Origin of the sequence: Sphingomonas pollutisoli (genome assembly GCF_029167165.1) — a bacterium.
GTDB lineage: Bacteria > Pseudomonadota > Alphaproteobacteria > Sphingomonadales > Sphingomonadaceae > Sphingomonas > Sphingomonas pollutisoli.
Genome location: NZ_JARFNJ010000018.1, coordinates 44,514 through 66,208 on the forward strand (window position 1 = coordinate 44,514; position 21,695 = coordinate 66,208).

At 65.5% G+C, this 21,695-nt stretch carries 22 protein-coding genes; 13 read left to right on the forward strand and 9 right to left on the reverse strand.

Features of this window, described 5'->3' with window-relative positions:
- Window positions 1-26 precede the first annotated feature (26 nt).
- The 13 genes from PX554_RS24000 (at window position 27) to hflX (ending at window position 14,154) form a co-directional block, all read left to right on the forward strand.
- A complete protein-coding gene (locus PX554_RS24000; RefSeq protein WP_093225941.1) occupies window positions 27-737 on the forward strand; it encodes an isoprenyl transferase in 711 nt (236 codons plus the stop codon).
- Window positions 734-1,528 carry a phosphatidate cytidylyltransferase gene (locus tag PX554_RS24005; RefSeq protein WP_093225943.1) on the forward strand — a complete coding sequence of 265 codons (795 nt, stop codon included), beginning with the start codon at window positions 734-736 and terminating at the stop codon, window positions 1,526-1,528. The genes PX554_RS24000 and PX554_RS24005 overlap by 4 nt, the downstream gene beginning before the upstream one ends.
- Window positions 1,528-2,685 carry a 1-deoxy-D-xylulose-5-phosphate reductoisomerase gene (locus tag PX554_RS24010; RefSeq protein WP_275504745.1) on the forward strand — a complete coding sequence of 386 codons (1,158 nt, stop codon included), beginning with the start codon at window positions 1,528-1,530 and terminating at the stop codon, window positions 2,683-2,685. The genes PX554_RS24005 and PX554_RS24010 overlap by 1 nt, the downstream gene beginning before the upstream one ends.
- A complete protein-coding gene (gene rseP, locus PX554_RS24015) occupies window positions 2,682-3,815 on the forward strand; it encodes an RIP metalloprotease RseP (protein ID WP_275504746.1) in 1,134 nt (377 codons plus the stop codon). The genes PX554_RS24010 and rseP overlap by 4 nt, the downstream gene beginning before the upstream one ends.
- Window positions 3,816-3,883: 68 nt before the next feature.
- On the forward strand, window positions 3,884-6,682 hold the full coding sequence (bamA, locus tag PX554_RS24020; RefSeq protein WP_420833482.1) for an outer membrane protein assembly factor BamA: 2,799 nt from the start codon (window positions 3,884-3,886) through the stop codon (window positions 6,680-6,682).
- Entirely contained in the window at window positions 6,682-7,407 is a 726-nt protein-coding gene (locus PX554_RS24025) for an OmpH family outer membrane protein (protein WP_275504747.1), read from the forward strand. The genes bamA and PX554_RS24025 overlap by 1 nt, the downstream gene beginning before the upstream one ends.
- A 10-nt stretch (window positions 7,408-7,417) precedes the next feature.
- Window positions 7,418-7,894: a 3-hydroxyacyl-ACP dehydratase FabZ gene (gene fabZ / locus PX554_RS24030; protein WP_275504748.1), complete on the forward strand. Its 477-nt coding sequence runs from the start codon at window positions 7,418-7,420 to the stop codon at window positions 7,892-7,894.
- A 5-nt stretch (window positions 7,895-7,899) separates the two neighbouring features.
- Window positions 7,900-8,118, forward strand: coding sequence for a hypothetical protein (locus PX554_RS24035; protein ID WP_275504749.1), 219 nt, complete (start codon window positions 7,900-7,902; stop codon window positions 8,116-8,118).
- 81 nt (window positions 8,119-8,199) lie between these two features.
- Complete coding sequence (rpmE, locus tag PX554_RS24040) at window positions 8,200-8,433, forward strand: 50S ribosomal protein L31 (RefSeq protein WP_093225951.1); 234 nt, start codon at window positions 8,200-8,202, stop codon at window positions 8,431-8,433.
- 234 nt (window positions 8,434-8,667) lie between these two features.
- Complete coding sequence (locus PX554_RS24045; RefSeq protein WP_275504750.1) at window positions 8,668-10,878, forward strand: sensor histidine kinase NtrY-like; 2,211 nt, start codon at window positions 8,668-8,670, stop codon at window positions 10,876-10,878.
- Between the two features lie 3 nt (window positions 10,879-10,881).
- The gene (gene ntrX / locus PX554_RS24050) at window positions 10,882-12,255 is read left to right on the forward strand and encodes a nitrogen assimilation response regulator NtrX (RefSeq protein ID WP_093225954.1); all 1,374 of its coding nucleotides are present in this window, start codon (window positions 10,882-10,884) and stop codon (window positions 12,253-12,255) included.
- A 62-nt stretch (window positions 12,256-12,317) separates the two neighbouring features.
- Window positions 12,318-12,854, forward strand: a complete 537-nt coding sequence (hfq, locus tag PX554_RS24055) for an RNA chaperone Hfq (RefSeq protein WP_275504751.1) — start codon at window positions 12,318-12,320, stop codon at window positions 12,852-12,854.
- Window positions 12,855-12,864: 10 nt separating this feature from the next.
- Window positions 12,865-14,154, forward strand: coding sequence for a GTPase HflX (gene hflX / locus PX554_RS24060; RefSeq protein WP_275504752.1), 1,290 nt, complete (start codon window positions 12,865-12,867; stop codon window positions 14,152-14,154).
- Window positions 14,155-14,171: 17 nt separating this feature from the next.
- Here hflX and mazG read toward each other — a convergent pair whose 3' ends face one another.
- The 9 genes from mazG to PX554_RS24105 form a co-directional block, all read right to left on the reverse strand.
- Window positions 14,172-14,915: a nucleoside triphosphate pyrophosphohydrolase gene (gene mazG, locus PX554_RS24065; RefSeq protein ID WP_275504753.1), complete on the reverse strand. Its 744-nt coding sequence runs from the start codon at window positions 14,913-14,915 to the stop codon at window positions 14,172-14,174.
- A gap of 56 nt (window positions 14,916-14,971) precedes the next feature.
- Window positions 14,972-15,172 carry a hypothetical protein gene (locus PX554_RS24070; protein WP_275504754.1) on the reverse strand — a complete coding sequence of 67 codons (201 nt, stop codon included), beginning with the start codon at window positions 15,170-15,172 and terminating at the stop codon, window positions 14,972-14,974.
- Window positions 15,169-15,933 (reverse strand): MBL fold metallo-hydrolase, encoded by a 765-nt coding sequence (locus PX554_RS24075; protein WP_275504755.1) that lies wholly within the window; start codon window positions 15,931-15,933, stop codon window positions 15,169-15,171. The genes PX554_RS24070 and PX554_RS24075 overlap by 4 nt, the downstream gene beginning before the upstream one ends.
- Window positions 15,930-16,706, reverse strand: a complete 777-nt coding sequence (locus PX554_RS24080; RefSeq protein ID WP_275504756.1) for a TatD family hydrolase — start codon at window positions 16,704-16,706, stop codon at window positions 15,930-15,932. Before PX554_RS24080 ends, PX554_RS24075 begins: the two co-directional genes overlap by 4 nt.
- Window positions 16,706-18,268, reverse strand: coding sequence for a methionine--tRNA ligase (gene metG, locus PX554_RS24085; protein WP_093225965.1), 1,563 nt, complete (start codon window positions 18,266-18,268; stop codon window positions 16,706-16,708). Before metG ends, PX554_RS24080 begins: the two co-directional genes overlap by 1 nt.
- A 70-nt stretch (window positions 18,269-18,338) precedes the next feature.
- On the reverse strand, window positions 18,339-19,319 hold the full coding sequence (locus PX554_RS24090; protein WP_093225966.1) for a DNA polymerase III subunit delta': 981 nt from the start codon (window positions 19,317-19,319) through the stop codon (window positions 18,339-18,341).
- On the reverse strand, window positions 19,316-19,942 hold the full coding sequence (tmk, locus tag PX554_RS24095) for a dTMP kinase (RefSeq protein ID WP_093225968.1): 627 nt from the start codon (window positions 19,940-19,942) through the stop codon (window positions 19,316-19,318). The genes PX554_RS24090 and tmk overlap by 4 nt, the downstream gene beginning before the upstream one ends.
- Entirely contained in the window at window positions 19,939-21,102 is a 1,164-nt protein-coding gene (locus PX554_RS24100) for a D-alanyl-D-alanine carboxypeptidase family protein (protein WP_275504757.1), read from the reverse strand. The genes tmk and PX554_RS24100 overlap by 4 nt, the downstream gene beginning before the upstream one ends.
- 27 nt (window positions 21,103-21,129) lie before the next feature.
- Entirely contained in the window at window positions 21,130-21,369 is a 240-nt protein-coding gene (locus PX554_RS24105; RefSeq protein WP_275504758.1) for an SPOR domain-containing protein, read from the reverse strand.
- Between the last annotated feature and the right edge of the window lie 326 nt (window positions 21,370-21,695).

Genomic DNA, 21,695 nt, shown 5'->3' on the forward strand with positions numbered 1-21,695 from the left:
GCACCCGGCCTGCCCCGGTTGCGCGGATGGCCGATGGTGGAGCGGTGCCCCGCCATGTCGCGATCATCATGGACGGCAATGGCCGCTGGGCCAAGAAGCGCTTCCTGCCGCGCGTCGCGGGCCATAAGGCGGGTATCGACGCGGTCCGCCGGGTGACGCGCGCCGCGCGCGCGATGGGCATAGACGCACTGACGCTCTACGCCTTCTCGTCCGAAAATTGGCGGCGCCCGGAGGATGAGATCAGCGACCTGATGGCGTTGATGCGCGTCTTCATCCGCTCCGACCTCGATGAACTGGTTCGCGAGAATGTGCGCCTGCGGGTGATCGGCGATTACCGCCGATTCTCGCCCGACCTGGTCGTGATGGTCGATGACGCGATCGCGCGGACGGCGTCGAACACCGGGCCGATCCTCGCCGTCGCGCTCAATTACGGATCGCAGTCCGAACTCGCCAGTATCGCGCGCCGGCTCGCCGAGCGGGCGGTGCGGGGCGAACTCGATCCCGCGACGATCGACACCGGGCTGATCGAATCGCAACTCGACACGCACGATTTGCCGCCGCTCGACCTGCTCATCCGCACCTCGGGCGAGGTTCGGCTGTCGAACTTCCTGTTGTGGCAGGCGGCTTATGCCGAACTGTTGTTCACCGAGACCTTGTGGCCCGATTTCGACGGTGACGCGCTGGCGGACGCGGTCGCGATTTTCGGTCAGCGCCAGCGCCGGTTCGGGGGCTTGTGAAAGAGACCGGGGCGCCTAAGCGGCCCTCCGAACTCGCGCTGCGAACGATCGTCGGCATCGCGCTGATCGCGGTCGCGCTGGGCGCTATCATCGCCGGCGATTTCGTGTTCTGGCTCGTATGCGTGACGCTCGGCGTGCTGATGATGGCCGAATGGGCCGATCTTCAAGCGACGCCCGCCGCGACCAAGCGGCTTGCGCAACTCGCGTTGTTCGTCCCCTTGTCGGTGATGGCGCCGATCATGGCGGGGCCGAGTTTCTTCACGCTTGGCTTGCTGGCGGGGGCCGGCTTTTTCATCGTGATCGTCACGCAACGCCCGATGCTGGCGGTGGGGGCGATCTACGTCGGGCTGCCGACACTCGCGCTGCTGGTGATCCGCGAGCAGAAGGATGGCATCGTCTTCACGCTATGGGTGCTGGCGCTGGTGTGGGCGTGCGATATCGGCGCGTATGCGGCGGGCCGCTTGATCGGCGGGCCGAAGCTCGCACCTGCGATCAGTCCCAACAAGACCTGGGCGGGGTTGCTCGGCGGGATGGCGATGGCGGCCCTGTTCGGCATGTTCATGCATGCGATGTACGGCCTGCCGCTTCGGCTCACCCTCGCCACGCCGTTCCTCGCGGTGATCGCACAAGGGGGGGATCTCTATGAAAGCTGGCTTAAGCGCCGTGCTGGCGTGAAGGATAGCGGCAGCATTTTTCCCGGCCACGGCGGCGTGCTAGACCGGCTCGACGGGCTGGTGCCCGTGGCGCCCGTGGCAGCGTTTCTGGTCATTTTTCCGAGATTTTATTCCTGATGAAGACGGTTACGATATTGGGGGCGACGGGTTCCGTCGGCCGCTCGACACTCGATCTGGTCGAACGCGAACCGGACGCGTTCCAGGTTCTCGCGCTGACCGCGCACCGCGACGTCACCAAACTCGCCGAAGCTGCGGTGCGGACCAACGCCAAGCGCGCCGTGGTCGCCGACGAGACCTGTCTGGATGCGCTGCGCACCGCGCTGGCGGGCACCGGTATCGAGGCGGCGGGCGGCGCTCAGGCCGTCCATGACACCGCCGAACTGGGCGCCGACGTGACGATGGGCGCGATCGTCGGCTGCGCGGGGCTGGAACCGGTCTTGGCGGCGATCGAGCAGGGCCGCACGGTCATCATCGCCAACAAGGAACCGCTCGTTTCGGCGGGCGATGTCGTCCTAGCGGCGGCGGCGAAGAGCGGCGCGACGCTGCTACCCGCCGATTCCGAGCACAACGCGATCTTCCAGTGTTTCGACGTGACGCGCCCCGGCCGGGTGCGGCGCATCATCCTCACCGCCAGCGGCGGCCCGTTCCGTGATTGGTCGCTCGAGCAAATGGGCGGTGTGAGCGTCGAGCAGGCGGTCGCGCACCCGAACTGGTCGATGGGCGCGAAAATCTCGATCGATTCGGCGACGATGATGAACAAGGGGCTCGAGCTGATCGAGGCGGCGCGCCTTTTCCCGGTGCCGCACGACGCGATCGAGATCATCCTTCATCGCCAGTCGGTGATCCACTCGATGGTGGAATATGTCGATGGCTCGACACTCGCCCAACTCGGGCCACCCGATATGCGCGTGCCGATCGCGAGTTGCCTCGCCTGGCCGGACCGAATGGCGACGCCGATGGCGCCGCTCGACCTCGTCAAGATCGGCCGGCTCGATTTCGAGGCACCCGACGCGGTACGGTTCCCGGCGCTCCGGCTCGCCCGCGAAGCGCTCGACGCGGGCGGCGCGCGCCCCGCGATCCTGAACGCGGCCAATGAGATCGCGGTTGCGGCGTTTCTCGATGGGCAGATCGGCTTCCTCGAAATTGCCGCAATCGTCGAAGATACCTTGACCCGCTACGATCCGCCCGCGCCGGGGGCACTCGCCGACGTTCTTGCCGTCGACGCGGAGGCGCGGGTGATCGCGCGTGAGCGAGTGAAGGATTGTGTTGCGTGACCCACAGCCCCGGCTTTCTGCTGACCGTGCTCGCGTTCGCGCTGGTGATAGGGCCGCTGATTTTCCTGCATGAAATGGGGCATTATCTCGCCGGGCGGCTGTTCGGCGTGAAGATCGACGCTTTCTCGATCGGCTTCGGCCAAGAGGTGTTCGGCGTTACCGACAAGCGTGGCACGCGCTGGAAATTCTCGTGGATGCCGCTGGGCGGCTATGTGAAGTTCGCGGGCGACATGAACGCCGCGAGCCAGCCCGGCGCCGACTGGCTGCTGCTGCCGCCCGAGGAACGCGCCAGGACGCTGCACGCGCGGCCGGTGTGGCAGCGCGCGATCGTGGTTGCGGCTGGGCCGGTCGCCAATTTCATCGTCGCCGTCATCATCCTGGGCGGGTTCGCGCTGACCTATGGCGTGGACGCCACGCCGGCGGTGATCGGGGTCGTCGCCCCCAAGAGCGCGGCGGCGAGCGCCGGGCTCCAGCCGGGCGACCGCATCACCAGCCTCGGCGGCCGGGATGTCGGCACCTTCGCCGATCTCGCCCAATATACCGTGCTTCGCCCGGATGAGCGCGTGAGCATCCGCTTCGAACGCGATGGCCAGCCGATCAGCCGTGAGGTGACGATTGGCGCGCTCGTGCAGCGCGACGCGTTCGGCAATGAATTCCGCAAGGGCTTGCTCGGCATCGGCCCGGCCAAACCTGTGCTGCGTCCGGTCAGCCTGATCGAAGCACCGCTCGCCGGTGCGAAGATGACCGGGGAAATCCTGCGCGGTACGCTCGACGGGCTCGGCCAGATCCTGACCGGGCGGCGGTCGGTGGACGAGCTTGGCGGACCATTGCGCATCGCCAAAGTGTCGGGCGAGCAGCTTTCGCTCGGCGCCCCTGCGCTCATTTGGATGATCGCGGTAATCTCGATTAACCTGGGATTCATCAACCTCTTGCCAGTCCCTGTGCTCGATGGCGGGCACTTGTTTTTCTATGCGATAGAAGCGATCCGGCGCCGCCCGGTGCCGATCCACGTACAGGAATGGGCTTTCCGTGGCGGGCTTGCGGCGATGCTGGCCTTGATGTTGATGGTGACGTTCAACGATCTGGGATCGTTTGGGCTCTGGAAAAACCTCACCGGCTTGATCGGCTGACAAAGGTGGGGCAGGGCGGGTCCGCGGTGTTGCGGTCCGCGAGTATTTTCTCCGATTTGGGGTGGGAAGTGACAGCGATCAAGGTTTCGACGTTCGGAAAGCATGCGCTCGTCACGCTTCTGGCGGGGACGGTGCTTTCCACGATGCCGAGCGCGGCCGACGCCCAGGGCGGCATGCGCGGCGGGCATCGTGGCGGCGGTCAGCGCGGCGCGGATCCGCGCGGTGCGGCGCAGCCGATTCCGATGCCGCCAGCGCCGACGACCGGTGCGGCGGTGGTGGTCAGCGATCCCAACGCCAAGAAGATCCTCACGCTCCGCGTCGAAGGCTCGCAGCGCATCGAACCGGAGACGGTGCTGTCTTACACGCGGCTGCGCGTCGGCATCGCCTACAACAACGAATTGCTCGATCAGGCGATCAAGGATCTGCTGGCGAGCGACCTGTTCGCCGACGTGTCGATCAGCGGTGTCGAGAGCGGCAACATCGTGCTGCGCGTGCGCGAGAATCCGATCATCAACCGGGTGATCCTGGAGGGCAACAAGCGCCTGAAGGAAGACAAGATCACCAAGGAGATCAAGCTCAAGCCGCGCCAGATCTTCACGCGCACCGCAGTCCGGCAGGACGTCGCGCGGATCGTCGAATTGTATCGCCGTCAGGGGCGGTTCGCGGCCGCGATCGAACCGAAGATGGTCACGCTCGACCAAAATCGTGTCGATATCATCTTCGAGATCAACGAGGGGCCGAAATCCAAGGTCCGGCAGATCAACATCCTCGGCAACGAGGTGTTCTCCGACAAGACGCTGCGCGGCCAGATGGCCACCAAGGAAGCGCGGCTCACGACCCTGCTCAGTTCGAACACGAGCTACGATCAGGATCGCCTCGCCTACGACCAGCAGAAGATGCGTCAGTTCTATCTGACCAACGGCTATGCCGACTTCCGCGTCACCTCCGCTGTCGCCGAGCTTACGCCCGACAAGAAGGACTTCATCATCACCTACGTGGTTGAGGAAGGGAAGCGTTACAAGTTCGGCGACGTGACGGTCGATAGCGACATTCGCGACTTCGACGGCAAGAAGGTCGCGGCTGGTCTCTCGATCAAGAAGGGCGACTGGTATGACGCCAAGAAGGTCGAGGACACGGTCGACAGCCTGAACCAGTCGGCTGGTCTGGTCGGCTACGCTTTCGCCGACACGAACCCCGAGTTCAACCGCGACAAAGACACGCTGACGATGGGGATCAACTTCCACATCGCCGAAGCCAAGCGCAGTTATGTCGAGCGGATCAACGTCACCGGCAACACGCAGACGCAGGACAAGGTGGTTCGCCGCGAAATCCGCGTCGCCGAGGGTGACGCGTTCAACAGCTTCCAGGTCAAGCGCTCGCAGGACCGCATCAACTCGCTCGGCTATTTCCAGGACAAGTTCGAGATCAAGCAGAGCCAAGGCTCGGCGCCCGACCGGGTGGTCCTCGACGCCAACGTCGAGGAAAAATCGACCGGGGAGCTGTCGCTGTCCGCCGGCTATTCGAGCCTCGAGAGCTTCATCATCCAGGCGTCGATCACGCAGCGCAACTTCCGCGGCAAGGGGCAGGAACTACGCGCCAGCGTCAACTATTCGAGCTATTCGAAGTCGGTCAACCTGGGCTTCACCGAGCCATATCTTTTCAACAAGAACATCGCCATCGGCGGCGATATCTTCCGGCGCGATTACAACGCGTTCAACTATGTCGGTGATCAGCGCCAGACGACCTACACGCAGGTCTCGACCGGCTTCCAGATCCGCTCGGGCGTGCCGCTCACTGAATATTGGTCGCTCGCGGCGCGCTATGGCCTCACCTATGATGAGGTCGGTCTCGACAGGCAATATTTCAACTCCGACGGCAGTTGTAACTATCTCGCCGCCGGCAGCTATCTGTGCCAGGCGATCGGAAACCGCTGGACGTCGTCGGTCGGCTATTCACTGATCTTCGATTCGCTCAACAGCCGGTTGCGGCCGACCGCCGGGCAGAAGTTCAGCCTCAGCCAGGATTTCGCCGGGCTCGGCGGCGACGTCCGCTACGTCCGCACACGCGTCGATGCGACGAAGTACAAGAACCTCGGTGCGGGCTTCATCGGCTCGCTGCATGTCGAAGGCGGCTACATCTTCTCGCTCGAAGGCAAGAAGCCGGCGGGCGTCGACAAGGTGCGGATCACCGACCGCTTCTACCTCGGCGAGCCCGATTTCCCCGGTTTCGACATCCGCGGCGTCGGTCCTCGCGTGACGCGCACGCCGTACACCACCGACGCCTCGGGCAAGCAGATCCTCGTCACCGACCGGAACAGCATCGTCGACGACGCGTTGGGCGGGAACAAATATTACGTCGGCCGGCTCGAGGTGCAGATCCCGCTCGGTTCGGGCGCGCGCGAATTGGGTCTGAGGCCGTCGATCTACGTTCAGGCAGGCGCGTTGTGGGGCGTGACCAAACCGCTTGCGACCGCCACTTTCCCGACGACGATCGATCCCGTGACGGGCCGCGCCACCGTGCTTCCGCTGGTTCAGCAGGCGGTGGACAGCCAGACCGGCAAGCCGCTTTTTGCGGTGCCTTCGACGGATGCGACCAATGGCGGACTCACCACGACATGCCAGATCGGCTATGCGGCGCCCGGCGGCACGTGCGTCGGGTCATCGGTCAACACCGCGGTGACGACGACGACCGCGCCGTTCCTGGAACAGTTCCTGGGCAACTCGGCGCAGCCGCGCGTTTCGGTTGGCGCCGGTGTGAACTGGAACTCGCCGTTCGGACCGCTTCGGATCGACGTCGCTTACGCTCTCATGAAGGTGAAGGGCGACGATACCAAGCTTGTAACATTCAACGTAGGGACACAATTCTGATGAACACGTTCAAGAAGCTCCTGATCGGCGGCGCCATCGTCGTTCCGGCCGCATTCGCAGCCACCACGGCCACCGCGCAGGTTTCGGGCATCGCCTTTTCCGATCCGGAATCGGTCATCCTCAGCGCGAAGGCGCTCGATGCCGCCAACCAGACGATCGCGACCACCTACAAGGCGCAGCTCGATCAAGCGCGCGCGCGGCAGCAGGCGCTCGATACCGAGTTGCAGGCGCTGATCGCTCCGATCGACACCAACAAGGACAAGCAGCTTTCCGACGCCGAAGTGCAGGCCGCGCAGGCCGCCAAGAACCCGGCGCTCGCCAAGCTCGAAGCGGCGCAGAAGGCTGGCCAGCAGGAAGTCGGCCGCTTGCGCCAGCCCGCGACGCTCGCCCAGGCATATGCGATCGAGCAGATCGCGATGAAGTATGATGCCGCGATGAAGGCCGTGGTCGCCGCCAAGAAGGTGAGCTTGCTGCTTTCGGCCGGCACGATCCAGTACAACGCGCCGGACGCCGACCTGACCGACGAGATCAAGGCTGAACTCGACCGCCAGACGCCGACCGTCTCGGTCACGCCGCCCGCCAACTGGCAGCCGAGCCAGCAGACGGGCCAGCTCTTCCAGCGCTATCAGCAGCTCGTCTACTACAGCGCGATGCAGCGCCAGCAGGGTGCGGCGGCCGCACCGGGCGCCGCTGCGCCGGCCAAGCCCGCGCCGCAGGGCCGTTGATCGCCACGCGATGACTGACGCAGCCGAAGTCCGCACCACCGGCCCGCTCGATATCGCGCGGGTCATGGCGGCGCTGCCGCATCGCTATCCGATGCTGTTGGTCGATCGTGTCGAGGAGATCATCCTCGACCGGTCGATCACGGCAATCAAGGCGGTGACGATCAACGAGGGCTTCTTCCAGGGGCATTTCCCCGGTCGCCCGATCATGCCGGGCGTGCTGATCGTCGAGGCGCTGGCGCAAGCCGCCGGCGTGCTCGCGGTCGAGAGTCTCGGCCTCGCCGGGTCGGGCAAGCTCGTGTACTTCATGGCGATCGACGGCGCGAAGTTCCGCAAGCCGGTCGAGCCGGGCGTGTTGCTCAAGCTCGAGGTCGAATTCGTCCAGAAGCGCAGCAGCGTCTGCAAGTTCGCCGGCAGAGCGACGATCGACGGGCAGCTCGCGGCGGAAGCGAATTTCACCGCGATGATCGCCGATCCGCCCAAGGCATAGCGTTCGTGAGCGCGCTGACCTGGTTCGGGCTGCTTGCGCTGTCCTTCACCTTGGTGTGTTACGCTCTGGAAAGCCGGTCGTCGTGGTGGACGCTCGGCTTCGCCGCCGGTTGCGTGCTCGGGTCGATTTACGGCTTCCTGCAGGGTGCGTGGCCGTTCGGCGTGGTCGAGGCGATCTGGGCAGTGGTGGCGCTGCGACGCTGGCTCTCGCTGCGTAACGCCTGAGTTGCACTGCCCGCGCGGCTCTGATAGGGGCCGCGCCTTCGCCGCTGGTCGGAAACCAGCGGCTTTCACCGGAGATACGACGTGAAGAGCAACATCCACCCCGATTACCACATGATCAAGATCCAGATGACCGACGGCACCACGTTCGAGACGCGCTCGACCTGGGGCAAGGAAGGCGATCTGATGCAGCTTGAAATCGATCCGCTCGCGCATCCGGCGTGGACCGGCGGCAAGGGGCAGATGCTCGACGCGGGCGGTCAGGTCGCACGCTTCAACAAGCGGTTTGGCGGCTTGTCGCTCTCCGGCAAGAAGTAAGCCTTTCGTCGGCGGTCACGGCGGCAACGCTCGCCAGATCACCGGCCAACTCGACATTGTGGCCGCCGCCGCGCACGCTTCGTTTGACCACGATCGGTGTGCGGCGGCGTTCGCGTATCTGCTATGTGCATGATATCGCAAGGCCCCGGGGTGACGGCGGGGCGGGGCGTGGATCCGCCGACATGAACGATTAGTGTGTTTTCTTTGCAACGGCGACGTTGTAAGGAAAACACGATGGTGTTGCGCGTAGCCTCGAGTTCCAAAGACCGCGTATTTCGGTTCCCCGAATTCGCCGCCGCGATGGAGCTGGCGGCGCTGGCGATCATGGTCGCCATCTCGATCGCGACCTATTCGGTCATCCGCACGCACGCCCTGACCGAGCGTATGGTGCCGCCGGCGTTGAGCGCGTTTCTGCTGCTCGCCAACTTGCTGCCGCTGGTTGCGCTCATCATCCTCGCCGGCCGGCGCATCGCACGGCATCGCGCCCAGCGTTCGGCGGTGGCGGGGGGCGGCCAGCTCCACGTTCGGCTGGTGGCGATCTTCTCGTTGCTCGCGAGCATCCCGATCGTGCTGACGGTGATTGCCGCGTCGTTCATGTTTCAGTCGGGCATCGAGTTCTGGGTTTCCGACCGGGCGCGCAGTTCGTTCGAAGCCTCGATGAATATGGTCCGCGATTCGCAGCGTGAGATCATCACGCGCTGGTCGAACGAAGGGCGCGTGATGGCGGCGGATATCGCTGGCGAGGCCGCGCAGATTCCGGTCGGCTCGCCACGCTTTCCGACGTTCCTGCAATATCAGACCTATCAGCGCAGTCTCAGTCAGGCCGCTGTGTTCCGCTATACTCCCGAGGCGGGGATCGAGCCGATCACGGTGGTGGCGGTGCCCGATCTCGCCGTCCTCGCCAAGCGCGCCGACCCCAAGATCCTGAGCATCGTCAAACGGCAAAACCGTGCCTATGTCGATCTCGCCAAGGATATGGTGTGGGTCGTCACCGCCCTGCCGGGGTCCGACAACCTGTATTTGTATGTCGGTACCGGCGAGAACGCGGACTTCCTCAACCAGCAGCATGTTGCCGCCGAGGATGTGCTCAAGGATTACCGCGGTATTCAGTCGCGCGCGCGCGCGCTGCAGCTCCAGTTTAACGCCGCGCTGTTCGCAGTGGCGCTGCTGATCGTCGGTGTCGCTGTGTGGATCGCGCTGACGGTCGCCGACCGGCTGGTCCGGCCGATCGACGAACTGGTCGGCGCCGCGCGGCTGATCGCCGACGGCGATCTCACCGCGCGCGTGCCCGAGCGCGAGGAACGCGACGAGGTCGGCACGCTCGCCAACGCGTTCAACCAGATGACGAGCCGATTGCAGGCGCAGACCAGCGCGCTCGAGAGCCGCAGGGCACTGATCGAAGCGGTGATGTCGGGCGTCACCGCCGGGGTCATCTCAATCTCGCATGACGGCACCATCCGCCTCATCAACCGTTCGGCGGCGACCTTGCTCAAGACCGGGGACGACAATCTCGTCGGACGGCCGCTGTCGCTGGTCTCGCCCGAACTCGGCGCGTTGATCGCGAGCGAAGAGCGCGAGGCGATCGTCGAGGTGGATGCGACCGGCGAGGCCAAGACCCTCGCGGTCAAGATCACCCGCGCCGGCGAAGGCCCAATCCTGACCTTCGACGACATCACCGGCCAGTTGCTCGATCAGCGCCGCGCCGCATGGTCGGACGTGGCGCGCCGGATCGCGCATGAAATCAAGAATCCGCTCACGCCGATCCAGCTCGCCGCCGAACGGCTCCAGCGCCGCTACGGCAAGCAGATCCCGGCGGATGACGGAACGTTCGCGCGGCTGACCGACACGATCGTCCGGCAAGTTGGCGACCTGCGGCGGATGGTCGATGAATTCTCCTCGTTCGCGCGCATGCCCAAGCCGGTGTTTCGCAGCGAATCCCTGCTCGACATCGCGCGACAGACCCTGTTCCTGCATGAGGTCGCGCACCCCACGATCCGGTTCATGCTCCAATATGACGAGCCCGGGCCGATGCTCGTGTGCGACCGCCGTCAGATCGGCCAGGCCCTCACCAACATAGTCAAGAACGCGGTGGAGGCGATCGAGGCGAAAGGCGAGGGCGCGGCGGGCGCTGTGTCGATGATGCTCACGCAGGAAGCCGACGCCGCCACGATCGTCGTTCGAGACAGCGGCATCGGCCTCCCCGCGGCGCGGGACCGGATCGTCGAACCCTATGTAACAACGCGCGCGCGCGGAACGGGTCTCGGGCTCGCGATCGTCAAGAAGATCGTCGAGGAGCATTTCGGCACGATCAGCTTCGCCGACAACGAAGGCGGCGGCACCTGCGTGACGATCCGCTTCGATACCGTGGCGCTCGCCGCGCTGGACGCCGGGGAGGCACCCGCCTCCGAAAGCCGCGCGCCCGACTATAACCAGAACCGGACCTGACCTATGGCACTCGATATCCTCATCGTTGATGACGAGCATGACATTCGCGATCTCGTCGCGGGTGTGCTCGAAGACGAAGGCTATGGCACGCGCACCGCCGCCAACAGCGATGCCGCGCTCGAGGCGATCTCGATGCGACGGCCGTCATTGGTGTTGCTCGACGTCTGGCTGCACGGCTCTCGGCTCGACGGGCTCGATCTGCTAGACGAGATCAAGCGGCGTGATTCGACCATCCCGGTGCTGATGATATCGGGCCACGGCAATCTCGACACCGCCGTCGCCGCGATCCGGCGTGGCGCCGCCGATTTCATCGAAAAGCCGTTCGAGGCCGAGCGCCTGCTGTTGATGGTCGCGCGCGCCACCGAGACGGAGCGCTTGCGCCGCGAGGTCGCGTCGCTGCGTGCCGTCGCGGCCCGCGATGCCGATCTCACGGGAAATTCGGCCGCGATCAACGCGGTCCGCGCGACGTTGAAGCGCGTGGCCGCCACGGGCAGCCGGGTGCTGGTGATGGGCGCGGCCGGCGTCGGCAAGGAAATCGCAGCGCGGCTGCTACACGGTTGGAGCCAGCGCGCCGACGCGCCGTTCGTGATCGTCAACGCCGCGCGCATGACGCCGGAGCGCGTCGATGAGGAACTGTTCGGGGTGGAGGAGGGAGGGGATCTCGTCCGCTCGGGGCTGCTCGAACAGGCGCATGGCGGTACGCTGTTCCTCGACGAGATCGCCGACATGCCGATCGCGACGCAGGCACGTATCCTGCGCGTCCTGACCGACCAGAGCTTCACCCGCGTCGGCGGCACGCGCGTCGTCAAGGTCGATGTCCGTGTCGTCTCGGCGACGTCGCGCGATCTGGCTTATGAGATATCCGAGGGACGCTTTCGCGAGGATCTCTATTATCGCCTCAATGTCGTGCCGGTACAGATCCCGCCGCTCGCCGAGCGGCGCGAGGACATCCCGGCCTTGATCTCGCATTTCGTCGCGCATTACGCGGCGGAGCGCCGCGTTCCCACGCCGGAGATCGCGCCAGATGCGATGGTCGCGCTGCAATCCTATGAATGGCCGGGCAACGTGCGCCAGCTTCGCAACATCGTCGAGCGCGTCATCATCATGGCACCGGGCGACCGGATCGGCCGCATCGACCTGGACATGCTGCCGAGCGAGGTGCTGGGCGACCCCGGCGAACTCGGCAGCGGCGCCACCGCCATCATGGGATCGCCGCTGCGTGAGGCGCGCGAAACCTTCGAGCGCGAATATCTGCGTGTCCAGATCAAGCGCTTTTCGGGCAATATCTCGCGCACCGCGAACTTCATCGGCATGGAACGTTCCGCACTGCACCGGAAGCTAAAATTGCTCGGCATCACCGAAGGCCGAGAGGAATAGTGGACGAAACCGCCGCGCGCGCCTAGATTGGCGGCGCGACAATCGCACAACCGACGCCGTAAATGGCGCGCTGCGGGAAAAAACCCGCCAAGAACAAGGATCGACCGATGGCCGACAAACCAGCCTCCCTACAGGATCTCTTTCTCAACGCGCTGCGCCGCTCCAAGACGCCGGTGACGATGTTTCTCGTCAAGGGCGTCAAGCTGCAAGGCATTGTGACCTGGTTCGACAATTTCTCCGTGCTGCTGCGCCGCGACGGGCAATCGCAGCTCATCTACAAGCACGCCATCTCGACGATCATGCCGTCGAGCGCGGTCGATATCGCCGCAATCGTCAACGCGGTGGGCGAGGCCCAGCGCAAGCAGCCGCTGCTTCAGGAAATTTTTCTCAACGCGGTGCGCAAGTCCAATGACAATGTGACGATGTTCCTCGTCAATGGTGTGATGTTGCAGGGACACATTGCCGCGTTCGATTTGTTCTGCATGTTGCTCCAGCGCGATGGCATGTCGCAGCTCGTCTACAAACATGCCGTGTCGACGATCCAGCCGGCACACCCGCTGAACCTCGCCGATGAGCAGGCCGAGACGGACGAAGATTGAGAGTGATGCTTTGAGTACTGGCTTCGATCGGGACCGCGACGAGTTCGCTCGCGGTGCCCGCGCCATCGTTGTGTATCCCGATCATGGCGCCTCCGCGCGCGACGCCGATGCTCGACTGGAAGAAACGGCCGGCCTCGCGGCGGCGATCGGCGTGACGGTGGTGGAGAAGGTCGCGCTGCGCGTGCGTGCGCCCAAGCCTGCCACGCTGATCGGCAGCGGGCAGGTCGAGCAGCTCGCCACGACGGTGCGGATGGAGGAGGCGGGGCTCGTCGTCTTCGACGCGGCGCTGACACCGGTGCAGCAACGCAACCTCGAGACCGCGCTCGAAGCCAAGGTGATCGATCGCACCGGGCTGATCCTGGAAATCTTCGGAGAACGCGCCGCCACCGCCGAGGGACGGTTGCAGGTCGAGCTCGCGCACCTCGATTACCAGGCGGGTCGGCTGGTGCGGAGTTGGACCCACTTGGAGCGTCAGCGGGGCGGCTTTGGCTTCCTCGGTGGCCCTGGCGAAACGCAGATCGAGGCGGACCGTCGCTTGATCCGGGACCGGATGGCGCGGTTGCGCAAGGAACTCGATTCGGTCAGCCGCACGCGCGGGCTGCACCGCGAGCGGCGCCAGCGCGCGCCGTGGCCGGTGATAGCGCTGGTCGGCTATACCAATGCCGGCAAATCGACGCTGTTCAATCGCCTGACCGGCGCGCACGTGATGGCCGAGGATTTGCTGTTCGCGACGCTCGACCCGACGCTGCGGCAAATCTCGCTGCCCGGCATCGACAAGGCGATCCTGTCGGACACGGTCGGGTTCGTGTCCGAATTGCCGACCCAGCTTGTCGCCGCGTTCAAGGCGACGCTGGAAGAGGTGGTCTCGGCCGATCTGTTGGTCCACGTTCGCGACATCGCGCATCCCGACACGCAAGCGCAGCGTGACGATGTCGAGACGGTGCTGCGCGATCTCGGCGTGAGCGAGACTACACCGCGTATCGAGGCGTGGAACAAGCTGGACCTGCTCGAAGGCGATGCGCGCGAGGACATGCTGGTCGAGGCCAGCCGGCGCGAGGATGTTGTGCCGATTTCGGCGCTGAGCGGGGAAGGGGTCGACACGCTCGTCGCGAGGATCGGCGCGCTGCTGACCGAGGGGCATCGCCGCTATTCGATCACGCTCGAGTCCTCGGACGGTGCGGGCGCCGCATGGCTGCATGCGCATGGCGAGGTCTTGGGACAGGAGGTCGATGGCGAACACGCGCTCTACGATGTCCGTATGGCGCCAAGCGATTATGAGCGGTTCCTGACACGGAGTTAGAAGCTCTGGCGCCCCTGTCAGTTGCGCTCCGACGCTTTCGCCGCCAGCCAAAGGCGCTCCTGGGCATCGAGATCGCGCTCCGCGAAGTTCGCGTCGGCCGCCTCCATCGCTTTGAACCGGCGCTCGAATTTCGCATTCGCCCCGCGTAAGGCCGCTTCGGCATCGACGCCGAGGTGCCGCGCCCAATTCACCACCGCGAACAGCAGATCGCCGACCTCTTCCTCCCGCTCGGCGTGCGTCTCCGCGCCGGCGACCTCGGCAAGTTCCTCGTCGATCTTGGCGCGCGGGCCGCTCGCGTCGGGCCAGTCGAACCCGACGCGCGCCGCACGCTTCTGCAATTTCTCGGCACGCAACAAGGCGGGCAGGCCGATCGCCACGCCGTCGAGCGCACCTGACGCGGCTTTGGCGGCGCGTTCTTCCGCCTTGATCTGCTCCCAGCGATGGTTGCCGCCTTCGGTCGCGTCACCGAAGATATGCGGGTGGCGGCGCTCCATCTTGTCGCTGATCGATGTCACGACGTCCGCGAGTGCGAAGTCGCCGGCTTCCTCGGCCATGCGGCTGTGGAACACGACCTGAAGTAGCAAGTCGCCGAGTTCATCGCGTAATTCCGCCATGTCGCCACGCTCACACGCGTCGGCGACCTCATAGGCTTCCTCGATCGTATAAGGCGCGATCGACGCGAACGTCTGCGCACGATCCCATTCACATCCGAGGACCGGATCGCGGAGGCGGGCCATGATCCTAACCAGACGCTCAATCATCCCAGCCTCTCGCGCAATCCCTTAGTTCGATAATATATATTATGTTAAATGCTCACTCATAAGCCGAGGAATCCGCGCATCCCCGCGCCAACGCCCATCGCCTCCTGCCACGCCACCACGACGAAAAACAACAGCAGGAAGATCGCGAGCCACGCCAGCGCCATCTTGACCATCTCGCCGACGGGCAAGCGCCGCGCGACCAACGCCGAGATCGGCAGCAGCAGCATGACCACGTACAGCATGACGTCGCCGGTCATAGTTCGATTTCGAGCCCATCATACGCGGGTTCGATGCCGGCGGGCAGCCGCGCGGCCAGCGTGGCATAATCCATCGACTGATCCATATGCGTCAGCACCGCGCGACCCGGCTTCAGCGTCTCGATCCAGCCGAGCGTCGTGGCGAGATCGGCGTGCGTCGGATGGTGCCGCTCGCGCAGAGCATCGACGATCCAGACGTCCAAATCTTCATAGAGTAGCTCAACGGCAGGCGTCATCTCATTGATATCTGTGGCATAGCCAAGGCTCTTGCCATCCGCCTCGAAGCGCAGCCCGGCCGATGTGATCGATCCGTGCGGTTGATCCACAACGCGGATCGCGATGTCGCCCACGGTGAATGCGTCCTCCAGATCCTCGGCGGTCGCGGTCGGCGGATAGCCTCCCGCGCCGGCGAACACGTATGGAAAGCGTGTCATCAGCGTGCGCGTCGTCCAAGGCCGAGCGAAGCCGCGCACCGGTTGGCCGAGCGCGTGATAGACCTGCCGGAGATCGTCGATGCCGTGCGTATGGTCGGCATGGTCGTGGGTCCAGATCACCGCATCGACGGTCGCGATCTGCGCCGCCAGCAATTGCGCGCGCATGTCCGGCCCGGTATCGACGAGGATGCGCGTCGCCGCTGTCTCGACCAAAATCGAGACCCGTGTGCGCGCGTTGCGTGGATCGTTCGGGTCGCACGCCCCCCAATCATTCCCGATCCGCGGCACGCCCGACGACGTGCCCGATCCCAGCACCCGCACCTTCATGCGCGCACTTTGGTGAACAGCGCGTAGAAGTTTCTTGCGGTCGCCGCGGCAAGGTCTTCGACGCGTTGGCCGCGCAGGGCGGCGAGGAACGCCGCGGTGTCGGCAACGAACGCGGGTTCGCCCGTCTTTCCGCGATGCGGCACCGGCGCGAGGAACGGCGCGTCGGTCTCGATCAGCAATCGGTCGAGCGGTAGCCGCGCGGCAGTTGCCTGCAAGTCCGTCGCGTTCTTGAACGTCACGATCCCCGAAATCGAGATATAGAAGCCGAGATTCAGCGCGATATCGGCGAAGGCATCGCTCGCGGTGAAGCAGTGGATCACGCCGGGGAAGCCCCCCCGCTCCATCTCTTCGCGCAGGATCGCGGCGGTGTCGTCCTCGGCGTTGCGGGTGTGGACGACGATCGGGAGTTGCGTCTCGCGCGCGGCCGCGATGTGCGCGCGGAAGCTCGCCTGCTGGCGCTCGCGATCGCTCTTGTCGTAATAATAATCAAGGCCGGTCTCGCCGATGCCGACCACGCGAGGGTGCGCGGCGCGCTCGATCAGGCGGGCGGTGCCGATATCGGGATGCTGATCGGCCTCGTGCGGGTGGATGCCGACCGTGGCCCACACATCGGCCTCACGTTCGGCGGTGCCGAGCACCATGTCCCATTCGCTCTCCCGCGTGGCGATGTTGAGCATCACCTCGACCCCGCGCGCGCGCGCGTTGGCGAGCACCTCCTGCTGCCGGTCGCCGAGGCCCTTGTAATCGAGGTGGCAATGGCTGTCGGCGAACATCAGGCGTCCGCGTCCGCAGGCAATTCGAGGCGGGGGAACAGGCCGACCGGCTGATCGAGCCGAAAGCCGCTTTCCGCCAGCGGGGAATACCAATGCGAGCCAATCGCCGAGAAGTCGCGCAATTCAGACGCTATTCCCATCCGATCGAGCAACGTCGCGGCGCTGCGCGGGATGATCGGCGCGATCGCAACGGCAAGTTGCGCGATGCAGATGTACAATGTCGCGAGCACCGTCTCCATCCGCGCCGGATCGGTCTTGCGCAACGCCCATGGCGCCTGCTCGTCGATATAGGCGTTGCAGGCATAGACCGCCTGAATCCAATGCTCGGTCGCGTGCGACAGGGCGAGATCGGCGAAGGCGGCGGGCATCGCCTCGCGCACGGCCCTGCCCACCGTCTCGAATAACGCCGCATCTGCGGCATCGTGGCCGTGGATCTGGGGCAGAGCGGCGCCGCAGTTCTTGAAAATTTGCGCGAGGGTGCGCTGCGCGAGGTTGCCGAAGCTGTTGGCGAGTTCGGCGTTGACGCGCGTCACGATCGCCTCGGCCGAATAACTGCCGTCCTGCCCGAAGCTGACTTCCCGGAGCAGGAAATAGCGCACCGCATCGACGCCGAACCGCCCGATCAAATCGGCCGGATCGGTGACGTTGCCGAGCGACTTCGACATCTTCTCGCCGCGGTTGAGCAGGAAGCCGTGGCCGAACACCGTTTTGGGTAAAGCCAACTTCGCGGACATCAGGAACGCCGGCCAGTAAACGGCATGAAAACGCACGATATCCTTGCCGATGAGGTGAAGATCGGCGGGCCAGAATTTCGCCAGCGTCGCGGCATCGCCGGGGTAGCCGACGCCGGTCAGATAATTGGTCAGCGCATCGACCCAGACGTACATGACGTGCCCTTCGCTGCCGGGCACCTTGACGCCCCAGTCGAAGCTGGTGCGCGATACCGACAGATCTGCGAGCCCACCTTCCACGAAACGCAAAACCTCGTTGCGGCGGCTCTCCGGGCGGATGAAATCCGCGTTGGCGGCGTAATGATCGAGCAACGGCTGCTGGTATTTGGAAAGCCGGAAGAACCAACTCTCCTCGGCGGTCCAGGTGACAGGGGTGCCCTGGGGCGAGAGCTTCGCGCCCCCCTCCCCGTCGACCAATTCCTTTTCGTCGTAGTAAGCTTCGTCGCGAACCGAATACCAGCCTTCGTAGCGACTCAGATACAGGTCGCCAGCGTCCGCCATCGCCTGCCAGATCGCCTGACTCGCGCGGTGATGATCCGGCTCGGTGGTGCGGATAAAACGATCATATGACACGTCAAGACTGTCACACATCGCCTTGAACAATCCCGACATTTCATCGGCGAGCGCCCGCACTTCGACACCCTTGTCACGCGCGGTCTGCACCATCTTGAGGCCATGCTCGTCGGTACCCGTCTGGAACCGAACGTCGCGTCCAGCCTGCCGGTGGAAGCGCGCGATCGCGTCCGCGGCGATCGCCTCATAGGCGTGGCCAATATGGGGCTTGCCGTTGGGATAGCTGATCGCGGTCGTGATGTAATAAGGCTCGGACATAGGCGGCTCCTAGAACATCGGGCGGGGCAATTGAAGCCTTCCCCAATCTGGAGACTGCCAGAGCCGGACGCTATTTGGCGAGCGCCGCCACCAGCCCCGCCATTTCATACACGGTTCCCTGCGCATCGAGCGACAGACCGCGTGCGCTGGCCGACAGCGCGCGCGCGGCATCGTAGCTGTCGAGCGCGACGCGCAAGCGCTCGCCATGCCGAACGCGCGCGCTTTCGGCGATGAAGGCGGGCGCGCGATCGAGAAACGCTTCGTAGCGCGGCTGTGCGGCTCTCAAAGCCAGCGCCTTGGCGAGCTTCACCCGCCGCGCGTTGCTGCGGTCCCCGTCCCGCGCGATCGCCGCCAGCGCATCGTCGAGCGCGGCGAGGTCCAGCCCCGCGAAGCCAAGCGCCCGCCCGGGCGATCCGGCGCCGGCGCGCACCAGCGCCGCGACCTCCGCCTCATCCGCATTGCCCAGATGCTCGCGCACGATCCGCGCCATGTCATCGTCGCCGAGCGGATCGAAGCGCAATAGCCGGCAGCGTGACCGGATCGTCGGCAGCAAACGGCCCGGCGCGTGGCTGACGAGGAGGAAGATCGTCCCGGCGGGCGGCTCCTCAAGGCTCTTGAGCAGCGCGTTCGACGCGCCGGGCCGCTCGACATCGTCGATCGCGTCGATCACCACGACGCGGCGCGGCGATAGCGACGGCTTCATCGCGAACATCGGCAGCAGCGCGCGGACCTGCGCGATCGGGATGCTCCGCGCCAACTCCTGCCCCGTTTTGTCGGAATCCTTCGGCAAGCGCTTGAGTTCCCGGTAATCCGGGTGCGATCCCGCCTCGATCAGCCGGCGTGTCTGGTGGTTTTCGGGCACGTCGAAGCCCGGCGGCAGCGCGCCCGGCGTGACCGCGTCGGCAAGCAGCCGCATCGCCGCCGCGCGCGCGAAGCTGGCCTTGCCGATCCCTTCCGGGCCAGCGAACAGCCAGGCGTGGTGGACCATATCCGCCGCCATCGCCGCCGCGAATGCCGCATGGGCCGCGTCATTGCCGACCGGCAAGGTCATGGCAGCAGGTCGGCCAATCCGGCGAGCAACGCCCTGGTGACGCTGTCGGGATCGGTCGCCGCGTCGATCACGCGAAAGCGCGCGGGTTCACGCGTGGCGAAGCGTCGGAACGCGGCGGCGACATCGGCGTGGAAGGCATCGCCCCGCGCCGCGAACCGATCTGCGGCGGCACCATCGCGGCTCTCCGCGCGTGCGCGGCCCTGCTCGACCGGCACCTCCAGCACGAAGGTCCGATCGGGCAAGAGCCCATGCGATCCGAAACCGTGCAGCGCGAGGATCGCCGCATCATCGATCCCGCCGGCCAGTCCCTGATAGGCCCGGCTGCTGTCGAGGTAGCGGTCGCAGATCACCCACGCGCCGGAGTCGATCGCCGGGCGGATCGTCTTCTCGACGTGGTCGGCGCGCGCGGCGGCGAACAGCAGTGCCTCGCTGCGCGCGCTCCAACGATTTTGCGCGCCATGGAGCAGGAGCGCGCGGATCGCCTCGGCGCCCTCGCTTCCACCGGGTTCGCGCGTGACGACCACCGCCAGCCCGCGCGAACGCAGCGCCTCCGCGAGCCGACGCGCCTGAGTCGATTTACCCGCCCCCTCCCCGCCTTCCAGCGAGATGAAGCGACCGCTCAAGCGCCGAACAGCCCCGTCAGCCCGGCCCACACCCGCCCGAAGAAGCCAGCTTCCGCGACATCGGTCGCGGCGACCAGCGGCAAACGCTGCGTCGGCATGTCGGGCGCGGTGACGACCAGATCGGCGATATGCTGACCGGCCTTGATCGGCGCCTTGATCGGGCCGTCATACGCCACCTTGAGCGTCATTTCCGAGGCGACGCCAGCCGGCAGCGTGGCGGTCAAATCCTTGCCCGCGATGAGATCGACATGGTTGCTGGTGCCGAGTTGGACCTCGGCGTTCTCGACTTTCTTGCCCTTTTTCGCGATCGGCTTGGCCTGCCACGAGCGGAAGCCCCAGTTCATAAACTTAACCGATTCCTCGGCGCGCTGGCCGTAGGTTCCGAGGCCCGCCAGAACCATCACCAACCGGCGGCCGTTCTGGATCGCCGAGCCGGTGAAGCCATAACCGGCCTCTTCGGTGTGGCCGGTCTTCAGGCCGTCGGCACCGGCGACGCGCCCGAGCAGCGGATCGCGGTTTTCCTGCTTGATCGCCGCGCCGGCGCCCAGCGTCTTGCCCCAGGTGAAATCAGGGCGCGAATAGAATTTCTTGTAAAGATCGGGGAAGTTGGTGATCGTCGCCTTGGCGAGCGTCGCCAGGTCGCGCGCAGTCACATAGGTCACGCCGCCGTCGGGCCAGCCGTTCGACGTACCGAAGTGGCTGTTCTTGAGACCGATCTTCTCGGCGTCGCGGTTCATCCGCTCGACGAAAGCGGGTTCCGTTCCGGAAATGCCCTCGGCCAGCACCACGCAGGCGTCATTACCCGAGAGCGTCACGATACCGTAAAGCAGATCGGCGACGCTGACCTTCTCGCCGGCCGACAGGAACATCGTCGAGCCTTGCGAATGCCACTTCTTCCACGTCTCGGGCTGCATCTCGAACTGCTGGTCGAGCTTGAGTTCGCCCTTCTTGATGAGGTCGAAGGCAACATAGACCGTCATCATCTTCGCGAGCGACGCCGGCGGCATGCGGCGGTCGGCATCCTTCTGGTACAGGATCGACCCGGAGGACATGTCCTCCATGTATGCAACCGGCGCCGGCGTATCGAATTGCGGCGCGGCGGCGAGGCTTGGCTGGACGACGAGCATCGCGAGAACAGAGGCGGCGATCAGTTTCTTCATTTCAGGCGGTCCCGTTACGCTAAATTTCTACTCGGTGTGGCTGACACGTGCGTCGCGATAGCCGTGCCGCGCGGCTTCGTCACGCGCGCGTTTGGCGGCGGCGATATGGCCATACGGGCCAAGCTGAACCCGATACAACCCGCCCCCAGCAAGCACGCGCCCGCCGAGCGACCGCGCGAGCGCATCGGCTCGCGCGGGAGCCGAGAGCGCGGCCACCTGTACGACATAGCCCGATCTTGGCACGGGTGTGCGCGGCTGGGTGCGCACGACAGGGGCTCCGGCCGACGCGTTTGGTTCGATATGCGGCGACACATGCGGCGGGGCCGACCGGATACCGGGCTCCACCCGAGGCGGAACGACTGGCGTCCCCGCGTATTGGGGTACGCGCTTGCGAAGCGCCCTCAGCAACACCTCCGGCGCATCGATTCTGGCCGATGCCAAAGCGCCCGATCGCAAAGCGGTCTGATCCTGCGGCCCGGGCGTCGCCGCCCGCACCCGAATGCCCATGCCCGGAGCGGCTCTGTTGCAAAGATTGGCGGCAGTCAGAGGTAGGCTGTCGCTCTGCGCCGATCAGGCGGCTGCTGCGAAATGGT